Consider the following 15073-nt stretch of genomic DNA (forward strand, 5'->3'; position numbering starts at 1 on the left):
GTCTCCGACTATAGAGCCTGCTTCCTTTTACTACTCAAATACTTCCTCACCGGTATATCATAAACCACCATCACCAGATAAGCTATGCCAACTAAAAGCAGCATAGATGTTGTTATAATAATAACTAATTGAATGCCACCCGGTTTGTGGGTGCTGTAATAATTGCCGAATACCCAAATGAAGGCGTAGTGAGTCATGTAAAGCGGGTATGATATTTTGCCGAAGAAAACGCAGATCTTTTTAAAACCCGCGGTTAATGCAGCGCCCGCGCCTAAGGCAACAATCAGCGGGAAATAGAGTATTACTGCAATGGGCTCGCTTAACCAATTCCATTTTGAAACAGGCATAATAAAGGCTAATGCCAGCAATATAGCTATCCCGATAAAGCCTAATTTGTTTTTAATGATCCAGTTAGAACGGTAAACAAGCAATCCGGCTAAAAAAGAGAAGAAGATGCGCGCGCCGCCATCCCAAAAGGTACCACCGCTCCAGCCACCCATCAACGAGTTTGCCCGGTAACAAACATAGCAGAGCGCCATGGCCGCGAGCACGGTTAATAAAAGCAGGAATCGCCTGCCAATCCTGAAAAGAAGAAAAGCATAAAAAATATTGGCAACATACTCCCAAAATAACGACCATGCCGGGGCATTGAAACAGAAGAGGTTAAAATAGCGTTCGGGCATTATCGGTAAGGGGATCATTAAAATAGAGCTCAAAAATATCAGCGTGATTTTGCCAGCTCCATATAAACCGGCATAAGTACTAAAGGGATCAAACAGAAAAGTCAACAAGCATAATACCGAACCCATGATAACTAAAGGTTGCAACCGTATCAACCTCGATTTAAAAAACTCCCAAACACCCATTTTGCCAATACGATCATCATAAGCGTAGCCGATAACAAAGCCGGATAAACAGAAAAAGAAATCGACCGCTAAGAAACCATGCCCGATGAAGTTTTGGCTATAATCTGAATACACTATCTCCATAAAATGAAAACACACCACAGCTAAAGCTGCTACGCCCCTTAAGCCATCCAGTATTTCGAAATGTTGTTTGGTTTTGAGGATCTCGGGCGTTGGTTGAGTCATATTGTTAGGCTCTATTTTATTTAAATGAAAATTGAACTGGCATGGTGCAATTACGCTATTCGCCAAGAATACTGAATAATAACTATTCATGCCAATTTTTTTGAGAACTCAGTATTCATTTACCCCGAAAAATAAGCGGGATTTTATATACATTGGCACAATAATGGCCTATATAACCTAAAATAAAATATGAACACTGGTGCGGATCAACATAAAGCTAAAAAAATAGGACTGGCATTGTCGGGCGGAGGTATAAGGGGGGTATCGCATTTGGGTGTGATGCAGGCGCTGATTGATCGTGGGATTGAGTTTTCGCATATATCGGGTACAAGTGCCGGGGCAATTGGCGCGGCCTTCTACGCCGCAGGCTATGCGCCTAAAGAGATATTGCAGATGATAAAAGATGCCAAACTGTTCAAAATGCTGCGCCCTGCATTTGGGAGCAGTGGCTTGCTGTCCATATTAAATGCCAGATTTCTGATTAACAAATATATTCCGCATAATTCATTTAAGGAGCTTAAAATACGCGTTACCATATCGTCAGTTGATTTGGGCGAGGGGCACCTGGTTTACTTTACTGAGGGCGAGCTTGATATAGCGATACTGGCATCCTGCTGTTTACCAGGTATTTTTAAGCCTATTATTATAAACGACCATATGTATGTTGATGGTGGTATACTCAACAATTTCCCGGTTGAACCTTTAATAGGCAATTGCGACCTGATTATAGGCTCATCATGTAACCATTTGCCGGTTGTTACCGAGATAAAATCTTTCGGTAGTTTGGTCGACAGGGCCGCTATGATAGCCATTAACTCTAATCTTAATACCCACAAAATGCTGTGCGATGTAGTGATTGAACCGCATGGCTTAGGGGGCTATGGCATATTTGATACCGATGCAGCCGATGAGATTTATATGATAGGCTACGAAGAGGGTCTAAGGACTATTGAGGGGAATGATAAGATAAAAGACATACTGTCGGCACAAAATAACAAGGCATCGGCTTGAGTTTAGTCTTAAGTTGATAGTCCCGAGTCCAAAGTCAAAAACACTAAATTTATTTTAGACTTCAGACTCAGGACTATCGACTAAAAAAATCTTATTTAAAGTGCGCACGTAGGAACCAGGCCATGCCTTCATGTGTTTCCATCAGTCCGGTTAAAAAGTCGCTGGTGCCGGCATCATTAAAATCGTTTGCTATAGGGTTAATATTGCCACGGATAAACTCAATAATGCTTTCATGGTCTTCCAGTAATTCTTTCAGGAAGCTCATACTGTCATTTTTATCGGCACCTTTTTCGGTTAAGTGGGTAAGCTGCAAAAACTGGGTAAGCGTAGCCGGTGCGTAATGACCTATTTTGCGGATACGTTCAGCAACGCTGTCCATTATTTCATCCAATTGCTCGTACTGGCTTTCAAAAAACAGGTGCATGGTATGAAAGTCGGGACCTTCAACATTCCAATGCGCATTTCTTGTTTTGGTGTATAAAATAAATTCATCAGCCAGTAATTTGGTTAGCTGATCTGAAACTGCTTTCCTGTTTTCGTCAGAGATTCCGATGTTCGTTTTCATGATGTGGTTTTTGTTTTATTAGTATAAAGGTATTGCTTTTATTGTTACGATATTGTAAAACAAATTCGCCTTGAAATTGATTCTGTCAATCAGATAAAAAATAATTAAAATTTAATTATGGAAAATTAACGGGTTGTGCATCCTGTTACTATAATTATTCAGATACTATTATTTAACACTTTAAACCTTGGGTTATATGTCCTCATCCTATCTAAGATCACTGAAAATAATGCTGATAACTGGCTTGTTGTTTTTCATCACCAATGCCCGTGCACAGGATAAATATCAAACTATCAGCAACCGTATAGATTCGCTGGCTGGCGTTGGCTTACCCAAATCAGCACTTAAGGAAGTTGACGAACTGGAAAAACTGGCCCGGCAGAATAAGAATACCCCGCAACAAATTAAAGCTGTTATTTACCGCATGACTTTCCAGTCATACCTCGAAGAGAACGCCTATCCTGCTATTATCAGCAGGCTGAAAAAAGATGTTCAGCAGGCAAAATATCCGGCCAAACCGGTATTACAATCGCTGCTGGCCGAAATGTACTGGAAATATTACGACCAAAACCGTTACCGTTTTACCCAGCGTAGTCAGCTGTTAAAGCCCGATACCGATTTTAATAAATGGGACCTCAAAACCATTATAAACGAAACGAGCGGTTTATATAAACTATCACTGGCGGATGCCAGACAGGAGCAAGCTACGCCTATTACCGTACTTGATGGCGTATTACAGGGTGATACCGCAACCCGTTACCTGCGCCCAACATTATATGACATGCTGGTACAGCGTGCCTTTGATTTTTATTTGAGCGATGAACCGGCACTAACCAAACCCCGATTGCCATTTTCTCTGAATGATGCTGCATTTTTTGGTGATAGCCGCACATTCGCTGCTTTACCTGTAAAAACTACCGATACTGCTTCTACCTATTATCAGAGCATAAAATATTTGCAGCAGGCAACAAACTTTCATTTGCAAATGCACCAGGGTGAAGCTTTAGCCGATATCGATCTGCAGCGCCTGAAGTTTTTATACAGTAAGTCAACTGTGAATCATAAAGATTCATTATACCTGTCGGCATTAAAACAAATAGCCACCACATTTGCCAAAAAGCCCATAAGCGCAGAGGCATTGGTATTGCAGGGCCAATATTACCAGGGATTGGATAGCCTTACTATAGCTTATAACTATTTTAAACAAGCGGTATCAGCTTATCCGCAAAGCCTGGGGGGTAAAAATGCGGCGGTATTGATGAAAGGTATCGAACAAAAGGAAATATCGGCAACTGTTGAGAATATCAATATGCCCGGTAAACCATTGCTGGCCTTGCTGACCTATAAAAATATTACGTCGGCCAATGTGCTTGTTTACCGGTTATCCGCGGCACAATTACAGGATTATAACACCGGTGATACCATCAGCACCTTACCCAAATATCGCATCAACCTATTAAAGAAACTTAAAGCGGTGCAGAATCAGGATCTGAAATGGACCGATCCGGGTGATTTTCGCGGGCATTCGGTGGAGTTTAAACTCGGTGCATTAGCAGCGGGCAACTATGTGCTGTTGATAAAAGACGGTGCATCAGATGATGAAACATTAACCGGCTTAGCTGATTTCAGGATAAGCTCCCTAGCGTATACAGCAAGAAAGAATCCTGATAATAATATCGAGATCCGTGTTATGGACAGGGAAACAGGCAAGCCATTAAGCGGGGTGCAGGTTTCGATAAATGCTAAGGTTTCTACTTATGATAACAAAGCAAAAAATACTTACTGGACAGATCTGAACGACAGCGGGAATACTGATAGGGATGGCAAATTCATCTCCACCAAATACGCACGAATGAACGGCCTATCCATTAAATTTATTTTTAAGGGAGATACTTTAAGCGAACAATCAAAATATATTAATGGCGCTGAGGATAGAACTGATAATGACGACGAGCCGGAGGACAAAACCGTATTATTTACCGATAGGCAGATCTATCGCTCGGGGCAAACTATTTATTTTAAGGGACTGCAACTGCAAACTTTAAAAGGCAAAAGCAAAATAATGCCCGGTAAAGCAGAGGAAGTTGATTTTATGGATGTGAACAATAAGCAGGTGAGCTCATTACAGTTAACAACCAATGAGTTTGGCTCGTTCAGTGGTAGTTTCATCATCCCGCAGTCTATGCTGAATGGCGAAGTTCGTATAAAAACTGCTGATGGTGATATTAATGTGCAGGTCGAGGAATACAAACGCCCAACTTTCCAGGTGGAGTTTTTGCGGGTTAAGGAAAGCTATAAGCTTAATGATTCGGTAACGGTAAAGGGTAAGGTAACTGCATTTTCAGGTTATGGTTTATCGCAGGCCAGGGTGACTTATCATATCACCCGATCGCAAAATATAAGGTTTATGCCTTACAAGCGCGGTGTGCCATACCGGTATAATTATAATAATCCAACAACCGAGATAAAGGCTGATACCATATTAACCGATAACCAGGGAAATTACAGCATAAAATTTAAAGCTATACCCGGCGAAAGTGCCAGTGCTGAGAATTATAACTACACCATAAATGCCGATGTTACCGATGAAAGCGACGAAACCCACTCCGGGCAAACCACGGTAACCATAGGCAATAATGATATAAAGATCATTGATAATATACCTGCCCGGGCTTTTGCAAAGGATACTTATAAAGTACCGGTAAGTATCAGTAATCTGAATAATCAGCCTGAAAAAGGAGAGATCAAGGTTGAGATATATGCATTAAAGAATCCTGACCAGTTATTTATTAACAGGTTATGGACAACGCCGGATAAGTATCTTTTAAGCAAAGCTGATTTTAAGGCTAATTTCCCCGATTATGCTTACGGCAATGAAGACAATGAGGCCACCTGGCCACGCGCGCAGCTCATCAGCAGTGTAAATTTAAAAACGGATACCGGTAAACGGGATAGTATTAGCTTAGATCAGCTCAGGAAACAGGCATCGGGCATTTACCAGGTGGTGATAAGCGCGCGGAACGAAAAAGGCGATACCACCTCAATTACAAAGTATGTAACCCTTATGGCTGATCCGCCAAAGGCAAGCAATACAAATGAATGGGTAGTGCCTGTACTAAACTCGGTAAAACCCGGCAGCAATGCAGAGTTTTTGGTTGGGCTGAATCAAAAAATAAACGTGTTGATGGAATATTACAACGGGGCAAAGCTCATTTCATCAAAATGGATAACTATTGATAATGGGCAGCAAAACATAAAAGTGCCGGTAGCCGCTGCTGATAAAAACCCGGCAGTTCAGTTCCTGACCGTTTATCATAACCGGATCTATAGCAGCTATCAAAAAATATACATTACCAATCCGGATAATAACCTGAAGGTCAAATTCCTCACCTTTAATAATAAGTTAGAGCCCGGTCAGGCGGAGCAATGGAAGCTACAGGTAAGCGGTGCGAATAATGAAAAACTGGCTACTGAAATGGTGGCATCGCTGTATGATGCATCATTAGATGATATTGCCCCCAGTCAAAATTGGAGCCATGCGCTGGATCCATCTCAAAAATATCAGCCCAATTATTTTGCATGGAATAGCTATGAATTTGTAAATGCATTAAATACAATGCCTGTAAGCTATGCGAACTTTAATTATAGTACCATAAGCCGGGATTATGAACAGCTAAACCTTTTTGGCTATGATTATTATGGGAATTACAATAATGGTTACCGTCAATATCAGCAACGGCTACAGGCAGATAATGAATTACGGGAAGATTATTTGAAAAATGCTCAATTGGTGAAAAATGGGTATGATATAAGCGGCTATGTTAGGGAAGGTAGTGGCGGCCCGGGATTGGCGGGGGCATCGGTAACTATTAAAGGTACAAGTATAGCTACTACAACAAATTCTGTAGGTTATTTTAAGATACGGGTGCCAATTAATGGTACGTTGGTGTTTACCTATGTTGGTTACTTAAAACAGGAGATAGCCACCTCGAAAACCGGAATTTTAAACTTAAAATTAGCTCAGGACGGAAGTGGATTAAACGAGGTAGTTGTTGTAGGTTATGGCGTACAAAAAAGTATAGTGGTAAACGGTCCGGTTGGTAATGCTAATAAGATCATGATACGTGGCACCAGTTCCCAATTGGCAGAAGTTGCCCTAAATGGCAAAGTTGCCGGTGTACAGGTTGTAAATGATTATGGCGACCAGGCTTTTAAAGCTGATACATCGGAATTCAAGGCCAGCCCATATAAGCAGAGGCAGCCCATCATCCGCAAAAATTTTAATGAAACGGCCTTCTTTTACCCGCAATTACGTACAAATGATAAAGGAGAGATACTGATAGATTTTATTATCCCCCAATCACTCACTAAATGGCGTTTCGAGGCATTTGCACATACACAGCAACTGCAAACCGGCTATATCGAAAATGAAATAGTCACCCAAAAACAACTGAGCATAAACGCCAATATGCCGCGCTTTTTGCGTGAGGGTGATACGCTTACAGTATCGGCCAGGTTAGCAAACTTAACGGCAGGCGACCTGAAAGGTAAAGTGACCATACAACTGTTTAATGCCTTAACCATGCAGCCGGTTAACCTGTTGCTGAACCCGGCAGATAGCACCAAGCAGGTTGAAATAGGAGCGAACATGAACAAAGGTGTATCCTTTAAACTGGTAGTTCCGCAAGGTTTGGATGCTTTAACCTACCGCCTTACTGCCGATGCTGGTAATTATAGTGATGGCGAGGAAAATACCCTGCCTGTTTTACCAAACAGAATGCTGGTAACCGAATCAATGCCAATGATGGTGAGGGCAGGAAAAACCAGCGATTATACTTTTGATAAACTGATCAACAATACCAGCACAACCCTGAAAAGTAAAACACTTACGCTGGAATATACTCAAAACCCGGCCTGGTATGCCGTACAGGCGCTGCCGTATATGATGGAGTTCCCGTATGAGTGTTCGGAGCAGGTGTTTAGCCGTTATTATGCCAATAGTTTGGCTACCAGTTTGGTAAACCATATGCCGGTAATAAAACGGGTGTTCGATCAATGGAAGAATACCAATAGCACGGAGCTATTATCAAACCTGGAAAAGAACCAGGATCTAAAATCAACCTTGCTGGAAGAAACACCATGGCTGCAGGATGCTGCAAACGAATCTGAACAAAAGAAACGAATCGCTTTGCTTTTCGATCTTAATAAAATGAGTAATGAAATGCAGCTGAATTTAGATAAACTGCAAAAAAGGCAATTGCCGGATGGCGGTTTCACCTGGTTTGCAGGCGATCAGGCCGACAGGTATATCACCCAGCATATTATAGCAGGGATAGGGCAGTTGTTCCATCTAAATATCGCCACGGAAAAAGACCAGGAACTGAAAGAAATAAGTGATAAAGCCATCCAATATCTCGATGATCAATTAGTGACTGATGATAAGGCAGCCAAGAAATTACCAAGGTATGAAACACGTGGATTAGGTTCGACAGAAATACATGCCTGGTATGCCCTTAGTTATTATACAGGCAAGCAAATGAGCACGGCAGTAAAAAGCGCTTTTAATAACTATTTGAACCGTGCTGCAAAGCAATGGGTATCGCAAAGTATTTATGAGCAAGGATTAATAGCCTTGACCATGCAGCGTAATGGCAAGCCATTGGTTGCACAGGCCATCATTAAATCGCTAAAGGAAACTGCGCAGCAATCAGATGATCTGGGTATGTGCTGGGCTAGAAATACTTATGGCTATTTCTGGTATCAATCGCCTATTGAAACTCAAAGTTTAATGATTGAGCTGTTTACCGAAGCAGGTAATAACCAAAAATCAGTTGAGGAAATGAAGATCTGGCTGCTGCGCAGCAAACAAACCAGCGACTGGAAAACTACCAAGGCAACAGCTGCCGCCTGCTATGCTTTGTTAATGAAACAGGATGATTGGTTGTCGCCTAATTCATCATCAGCAATTACCTTAGGTGGTAAACCACTTGAAGAATTAAAACCCGATATTAAGGCCGATGCCGGTACTGGTTATATTAAAACCAGTTGGGCCGATGAGCAAATAAAGCCTGCTTATGGTAAAGTGGAGATAAAGAATAATGGCAAATCCATCAGCTGGGGAGCGCTGCACTGGCAATATCTGGAACAACTGGATAAGATAACGCCATCAAAAACTGACATTCATATTGACAGGAAGTATTTTATTGTTAAACAAACAGATGGCGGTCCTGTACTTACCGCGGTTGATGCTACACATCAACCCAAAACAGGCGACTTGCTAAAGGTGGTTGTTTACCTGCAATCGGGCCGTGATTTTGAGTACGTACAGTTAAAAGATATGCGCCCCGCAGGTACCGAACCGGTTGACGCATTGTCGGCCTATAAATACCAGGACGGCCTGTACTATTACCAGGTAACAAAGGATGTAGCCACTAACTTTTTCATCAGCTATTTAAAAAAAGGGAATTATGTGTTTGAATACCAGTTGCGCGTTGCCCAACCGGGTGATTTCTCAACCGGGATAGCCACTGTACAAAGCATGTATGCCCCTGAATTTAACGCGCATAGCGAAGGTGAAAGAATAATATTCACAGCCCCAAAAGCGTTATAAAGTATAAGTTGCAACCCTCTTTGTCGCTTGCGACAGAGAGGGTCGACAAGCGTAGCGAAGTCGGGGTGAGTCAACTCGTTGTAAATGCATTTACGGCATATTTAACTCACCGGGTCGTTGCTTCGCTCGACCACCCTCTCTTTTGCAAGCAAAAAAGAAGGAATAGGAGTGTATAATTTTATTTATGATGATTGGTAAACATTTTTAACTTTGTACCTTTATACTACTAAAGAATAATAATGAAAAAAGCGGGCATTTTTATAATGATCATATCAATCATAGCAGCGATTGTATTTGGCGTTGTTTTCTATCACGGAAAAACTGACAACGTAGTGGATTCTGATGGGTTCTGGGCTTATGTATACGGAGCTAATTCAGTGCCATGGCTTGTGTTTAGCAGTGGTGTGGTTTTCCTGATGGGTATGCTGATGTTTATATCATCATGGGAGCAGCCAAGCGCTCGTTATAAATAAGAGGGAACATCCGGTTTTTAAAACCAAACCAGATGCGAACCGTTTAGTACTACGTCTGCCTTAATTGATTTAAATTTAACAATTAAATAAAAAGGAGGTATGCTATGGATTTGGTTCACAGAATCGAAAATTGGGGTGATACCCATCACCCCAAACTTTTAGATGTAGTCCGGGTTGCACTCGGTATCTTTCTATTCTTTAAAGGCCTGGCCTTTATGGATAACACGGCAGATTTAAAAGGGATCATCGAGTCCCAGGATTCAATCGTGTTTCCCGCATCAGCATTAATGATATTGGTTTACTATGTAACCTTTGCCCACATGGTGGGTGGTATCATGATAGCATTGGGTATTTTAACCCGTTTTACCTGCATTTTACAAATACCAATTGTTGTAGGTGCTGTATTTATGAACGATGTATTGATATCTCCTATCAATACCGAATTATGGCTTTCCATAATTGCATTAGCTTTATTACTTGTTTTTATGATCCTTGGCTCAGGGCCGCTCTCGTTGGACAGATACCTGTCGAGTCAAAGCATGGAAGATTAAATCAATATTTGATATTTGACATTTACCATATGAGTCGGCTTTTTAGTCCGGCTCTTTTTATTTTATACGACTATTCCCATTAGTAGTAATTGCTATAATTAAAAAAGAACTTTAATGTCTTATTAGACGTTAGTATTAGTATATTAGGTTTAAGTCCCGGTTTTTTAATTATTTAAAAAGTAAGAAGGCAACTGGTATTTTAAAAGCTACGTACTTATTATAAAACTATATGCCTTCAATAATAGCCGTCTCAAAAATAGAATTACCCCATAAAACCACACAACAAGAAGTAAAAGCGCAGGCAGAGCGTATGTTCTCGGTTAATTTTCCGCAAACCAAACGGCTTATATTTGCCTTTGACAATACGGAGATCATCACCCGTAATTTTTGCAAGCCCATATCTTATTATACCAGTACAACCACTTTCGAGGAGCGTAATATTGAATACATCAATACCGCGCTGGAGTACTCTGTGCAGGCCATTGAAGCTTGCGTGGCGAAAGCAGGCATCAGCAAAGATGATATTACCGACCTTATTTTTGTATCAACCAGCGGACTGGCAACACCAAGCATGGATGCGCTTATTATTAATAAAATGCGGCTTAACCCGCATGTAAGGCGTTCGCCTTTGTGGGGTTTGGGTTGCGGCGGTGGGGTATCGGGTATGGCAAAGGCTAACGCTATGGCAAAGGCCGATCCTGACGCGGTGGTATTACTGGTAGCAGTGGAGCTTTGCTCGCTTACGCTGATAAAGAACGATTACAGCAAAAGTAATTTTATAGGCTCAAGCCTGTTTTCGGATGGGATAGCAGCCTGTATAGTAAAAGGCGATAATCATACTGAAAATAAAAAAATAACCTATTTTGATTCCAGCAGCAAACTGTATTATGATTCATTGGAAGTAATGGGATGGGAGTTCCAGGATACGGGCTTCAAGGTGTTATTCTCAAAGGATATACCTGCGTTTATTAATGAAAATGTATTGCATGATATCACCGAGTTTTTAACAAAGCATAACCTTACTCTAAGCGATATCAAAAACTTTATTTTTCATCCCGGAGGCAAAAAAGTATTGGATGCCTATAAGGATGCCTTGCCTGTTGAAGGCGATTTTTTGCAAAAAACGCGCGAGGTGATGAACGATAATGGCAACATGTCGAGCGTTACGGTTTTGTATGTGCTCGAGAAATTTTTGCGCGAAGGCTTTAATGATGGCTTTGGTTTGATGATGGCCATGGGCCCGGGTTTTTCGAGCGAGATGGTGTTGCTGGAAATGAAGAATTAAGAAAGAGCATTGGCTGTGTGCGATTCCCCTCTTGAGAGGGGCGGAGGGGTGTGTTAGCCAAGCGATGAACACACCCCTGCCACTACACATGCCAACACGCCCCCTCTCAAGAGGGGAATTAATAAAATTAAATAACCACATCTATGTACTTCATACCCTTCATCGTATTTGTCATCACCCAGCGCCTATCTGAGCTATATATTGCCCGTCGTAACGAAAAATGGCTGCGTTCAGAAGGTGCAATAGAGTACGGTAGAGGGCATTACCCATATATAGTAGCGCTGCATACGCTGTTTATTATTTCCATTATTGTGGAGTATATACTGCGCCCAAGTTTGTCAATGGATTTTGTTTTCCTGCTGCTGTTTATACTACTGCTTGGCTTTAAATTCTGGGCGCTATCCTCATTAGGTAAATACTGGAACACCAAAATATTCCGCGTGCCGGGGAGTGGTCCGGTTAAAAAAGGGCCTTATAAGCTGTTTAAGCATCCTAATTACTTTATCGTGATCTGTGAGATCGTTATTATCCCGATGGTGTTCCACCTGTATTATACAGCTGTTATTTTTACTGTGCTAAACGCGATAATGCTTACAGTGAGGATAAGGGTGGAGAATAAGGTTTGGGCTAAATAACATCCGCCCGTTCAAGCGTCCACGCTTGAATGAAAAGGGCTTTTAGCGTCTACGCTAAAAGCCCTTCAAAATCATCTTATTTTAGTACGAAGTAAGCGTGGACGCTTGAACGGGCGGCGGGGTTATATCACCCAGGGTTTTTATTCCGAATAAACCGACTGCGCCCTGTTACGCAAATTGTAGCCAGATGCCATCACCTCGGCATATGCACCGGCGGTACGGATAGCGATCAGATCACCGCGGAATGATTCAGGCAGATCAACATCCTTGCGGAAACAATCAGTGCTCTCGCATATCGGGCCCACTACATCGTATTTTATGTCCTGGGTCAAATTTTGACTTTCGACTTTTGACTTTTGACTTAAGTTCTCAATACTATGATAAGCCTGATAAAGCATAGGGCGTAATAACTCCGTCATACCTGCATCAAGCACCAGGAAGTTCTTTTTCAAGCCATTTTTAACGTATAGCACCCTTGAGATAAGCGAAGCACTTTGAGCAACCAGCGCGCGACCAAGTTCAAAATGTACCTCCTGACCAGGCCTTACGTTCAGGAAGTCCTTAAATACATTAAAGTAGCTTTCAAAATCACTAAAGGCATTGGTATCCGGGTTGTAATAATCAACACCTAAACCACCGCCGGTATTTAAAACCTTAACCGGGAAGCCATGATCCTCAAACCAATCCTGCATCTCGTTAATACGGGTGCACAGGCTCTTGTACACCTCCATATCCGTAATTTGTGAACCGATATGGAAATGGATACCCAGGAATTGCAGATTAGTGCATTTGCGCAGGGCATCGGCCACATCAGGCAGCTGCCAAATGTTTATGCCGAATTTGTTTTCGTCAAGGCCGGTAGTAATAAAATGGTGGGTATGCGCATCCACATTTGGGTTGATACGGATAGCTACATTAGCCTTTTTATTTTTGGCTGCCGCCAGATCATTAATAATGAATAGTTCCTGCACCGATTCAACATTAAAGCAGAAGATATCAGCATCAAGCGCCAGGTTTATCTCCTTGTCGGATTTACCTACACCGGCAAAAACAACCTTTTCTTTTGCAAAGCCATGTTCAATGGCTGCTTTTACCTCGTTACCGCTCACACAATCGGCACCAATGCCAAATGATTGTATCATATCAAGTACCTTCGGGTTAAAATTAGCCTTCATGGCATAGTGCACATGAAAACCATATCTAGCCGATGCGTTGGTACAAGCCTCTAAAGTTTGCCTTAAAATACCCATATCATAATAATAGAATGGGGTTTCTATGGATTGGAATTTGTTTATTGTATCGTTGTTAAACATTTGTAAAAAGTCAAAAATAGAAATTAAAAAGTCAAAAGACCTGACTTCAATTAAATCCGAAATCGAAATTCCGAAATTCGATATTAGAAGTATTTCTTCTTGTCATGCTGAGCGGAGCGAAGCATCTATCCGCTGTATTCACCGCTTTAAAGATCCTTCGCTGTCACTCAGGATGACAATTTGTTATTAAAGTCTCCCCTTTAGGGGAGATTTAGAGGGGCTAAAACAGCCTGTTATGCAAGCTCCTTAATACCTCGGTTTTATCTTCATTTTTTATCAGTAACGACATGTTATGATCGCTGCCGCCGTATGATATCATCCTTAACGGGATATGTTTTACAGCTTCCAGTACACGCGCGGCATAACCATGCTTTTCGGCGCCGAAATCACCCACTACGCAAATAATGGTATGGTCCACATCCACATCAACCGAACCGAAAGCGGTAAGCTCCCTGGTGATATCCTCTAAATGCGTAGTATCATCAATAGTTAATGATACGGCAACTTCGGAGGTGGTGATCATATCAATTGATGTTTTATAGCGCTCAAACACCTCGAACAGCTTGCGTAAAAAGCCATGTGCCAATAACATACGGCTCGATTGTACCTTTATCGCAGTAATGCCGTCTTTCGCGGCTATCGATTTAATCCTATTCTTCTCGCTGTCGTTAGTGATCAGCGTTCCTTTTGCCTGCGGATCCATAGTGTTCAGCAAACGAACCGGGATCTTATATTTTTGTGCCGGAAAAACGCTTTGCGGGTGCAATATCTTGGCGCCAAAGTAAGCCAGCTCGGCGGCTTCATCAAATGATAGCTGGGCAATTGGCTTGGTGCCTTTAACTATCCGCGGATCATTATTGTGCATACCGTCGATATCGGTCCAGATCTGTACTTCCTCGCTGCGGATGCCTGCACCAATTAATGACGCGGTATAATCGCTCCCGCCACGGCGCAGGTTATCAATTTCGCCAAAACTGTTGCGGCAAATGTAACCCTGGGTAATAAACAGGTTATTATCCGGGTATTTATCCAGCAATGGTGTAAGGTGTTCGGTTATATAATCAACTATAGGCTCGCTGTCCTCATCGGTTTTCATAAAATCAAGCGCGGGCAATAATATCGATGGTACACCGATCTCTTTCAAATACACATGGTATAAAGTGGTTGATAATAACTCACCCTGTGCTAAAATTACCTTATCCTCGATAGTAGTAAAAAGATCATTTGAAAAATTGCTCAGCAGCGCGAAATGATAATCTATCACTTCCTTGCCTTGCGCATAAAACTCAGGTTTGGCCAATAGCTCCTTAATGAAAATCTCGTACTTATCCTTTAGCTTCTTAATAAGTTCGGCTGCCCCGGTCTTATCACCGGCCAGGTAAGCCTGGCCAATTTCCACTAAATTGTTTGTAGTACCGGATACTGCCGATAATACCACGATCTGCCTTTCGGACGGATCAACGATATCCAGCAGTTTTTTCATTCTTTCAGGACTTCCTACTGATGTTCCCCCAAATTTTAAAACTTTCATTTTTTATA

At 41.8% G+C, this 15073-nt stretch carries 10 protein-coding genes; 6 read left to right on the forward strand and 4 right to left on the reverse strand.

Features of this window, described 5'->3' with window-relative positions:
- Positions 1 to 8: 8 nt before the first annotated feature.
- On the reverse strand, positions 9 to 1091 hold the full coding sequence (locus tag BLU33_RS05715; RefSeq protein ID WP_091370219.1) for an acyltransferase family protein: 1083 nt from the start codon (positions 1089 to 1091) through the stop codon (positions 9 to 11).
- A gap of 189 nt (positions 1092 to 1280) precedes the next feature.
- On the opposite strand from BLU33_RS05715, the gene BLU33_RS05720 reads away from it, so the two are divergent.
- Positions 1281 to 2102 carry a patatin-like phospholipase family protein gene (locus tag BLU33_RS05720; protein ID WP_091370220.1) on the forward strand — a complete coding sequence of 274 codons (822 nt, stop codon included), beginning with the start codon at positions 1281 to 1283 and terminating at the stop codon, positions 2100 to 2102.
- A gap of 91 nt (positions 2103 to 2193) precedes the next feature.
- Here BLU33_RS05720 and BLU33_RS05725 read toward each other — a convergent pair whose 3' ends face one another.
- Positions 2194 to 2667 carry a Dps family protein gene (locus tag BLU33_RS05725; protein ID WP_091370222.1) on the reverse strand — a complete coding sequence of 158 codons (474 nt, stop codon included), beginning with the start codon at positions 2665 to 2667 and terminating at the stop codon, positions 2194 to 2196.
- A 229-nt stretch (positions 2668 to 2896) separates the two neighbouring features.
- Between BLU33_RS05725 and BLU33_RS05730 the strand changes: the two genes are divergently transcribed.
- The 5 genes from BLU33_RS05730 to BLU33_RS05750 all read left to right on the forward strand — a co-directional run bounded on the left by BLU33_RS05730 (position 2897) and on the right by BLU33_RS05750 (position 12221).
- The gene (locus BLU33_RS05730; RefSeq protein WP_172829219.1) at positions 2897 to 9277 is read left to right on the forward strand and encodes an alpha-2-macroglobulin family protein; all 6381 of its coding nucleotides are present in this window, start codon (positions 2897 to 2899) and stop codon (positions 9275 to 9277) included.
- A gap of 239 nt (positions 9278 to 9516) precedes the next feature.
- Complete coding sequence (locus BLU33_RS05735; RefSeq protein ID WP_091370226.1) at positions 9517 to 9750, forward strand: hypothetical protein; 234 nt, start codon at positions 9517 to 9519, stop codon at positions 9748 to 9750.
- A gap of 104 nt (positions 9751 to 9854) precedes the next feature.
- Positions 9855 to 10301 (forward strand): DoxX family protein, encoded by a 447-nt coding sequence (locus tag BLU33_RS05740; protein ID WP_091370228.1) that lies wholly within the window; start codon positions 9855 to 9857, stop codon positions 10299 to 10301.
- A gap of 229 nt (positions 10302 to 10530) precedes the next feature.
- The gene (locus BLU33_RS05745) at positions 10531 to 11586 is read left to right on the forward strand and encodes a type III polyketide synthase (protein WP_091370229.1); all 1056 of its coding nucleotides are present in this window, start codon (positions 10531 to 10533) and stop codon (positions 11584 to 11586) included.
- A gap of 143 nt (positions 11587 to 11729) precedes the next feature.
- Positions 11730 to 12221: an isoprenylcysteine carboxyl methyltransferase family protein gene (locus tag BLU33_RS05750; protein WP_091370231.1), complete on the forward strand. Its 492-nt coding sequence runs from the start codon at positions 11730 to 11732 to the stop codon at positions 12219 to 12221.
- A 140-nt stretch (positions 12222 to 12361) separates the two neighbouring features.
- On the opposite strand, the gene lysA is transcribed toward BLU33_RS05750, so the two are convergent.
- Together lysA and BLU33_RS05760 are read right to left on the reverse strand one after the other, a co-directional pair.
- Positions 12362 to 13534 (reverse strand): diaminopimelate decarboxylase, encoded by a 1173-nt coding sequence (gene lysA / locus BLU33_RS05755; RefSeq protein ID WP_091370233.1) that lies wholly within the window; start codon positions 13532 to 13534, stop codon positions 12362 to 12364.
- Between the two features lie 220 nt (positions 13535 to 13754).
- On the reverse strand, positions 13755 to 15065 hold the full coding sequence (locus tag BLU33_RS05760; RefSeq protein ID WP_091370235.1) for an aspartate kinase: 1311 nt from the start codon (positions 15063 to 15065) through the stop codon (positions 13755 to 13757).
- Positions 15066 to 15073: the final 8 nt, after the last annotated feature.

The organism is Mucilaginibacter mallensis, assembly GCF_900105165.1.
In the GTDB taxonomy this organism is placed as follows: Bacteria; Bacteroidota; Bacteroidia; order Sphingobacteriales; family Sphingobacteriaceae; genus Mucilaginibacter; species Mucilaginibacter mallensis.

Coding starts and splice junctions, on each gene's coding strand:
- BLU33_RS05715 (WP_091370219.1), bottom strand. CDS start 1,091: ATGACTCAACCAACGCCCGAGATCCTCAAAACCAAACAACATTTCGAA.
- BLU33_RS05720 (WP_091370220.1), top strand. CDS start 1,281: ATGAACACTGGTGCGGATCAACATAAAGCTAAAAAAATAGGACTGGCA.
- BLU33_RS05725 (WP_091370222.1), bottom strand. CDS start 2,667: ATGAAAACGAACATCGGAATCTCTGACGAAAACAGGAAAGCAGTTTCA.
- BLU33_RS05730 (WP_172829219.1), top strand. CDS start 2,897: ATGCTGATAACTGGCTTGTTGTTTTTCATCACCAATGCCCGTGCACAG.
- BLU33_RS05735 (WP_091370226.1), top strand. CDS start 9,517: ATGAAAAAAGCGGGCATTTTTATAATGATCATATCAATCATAGCAGCG.
- BLU33_RS05740 (WP_091370228.1), top strand. CDS start 9,855: ATGGATTTGGTTCACAGAATCGAAAATTGGGGTGATACCCATCACCCC.
- BLU33_RS05745 (WP_091370229.1), top strand. CDS start 10,531: ATGCCTTCAATAATAGCCGTCTCAAAAATAGAATTACCCCATAAAACC.
- BLU33_RS05750 (WP_091370231.1), top strand. CDS start 11,730: ATGTACTTCATACCCTTCATCGTATTTGTCATCACCCAGCGCCTATCT.
- lysA (WP_091370233.1), bottom strand. CDS start 13,534: ATGTTTAACAACGATACAATAAACAAATTCCAATCCATAGAAACCCCA.
- BLU33_RS05760 (WP_091370235.1), bottom strand. CDS start 15,065: ATGAAAGTTTTAAAATTTGGGGGAACATCAGTAGGAAGTCCTGAAAGA.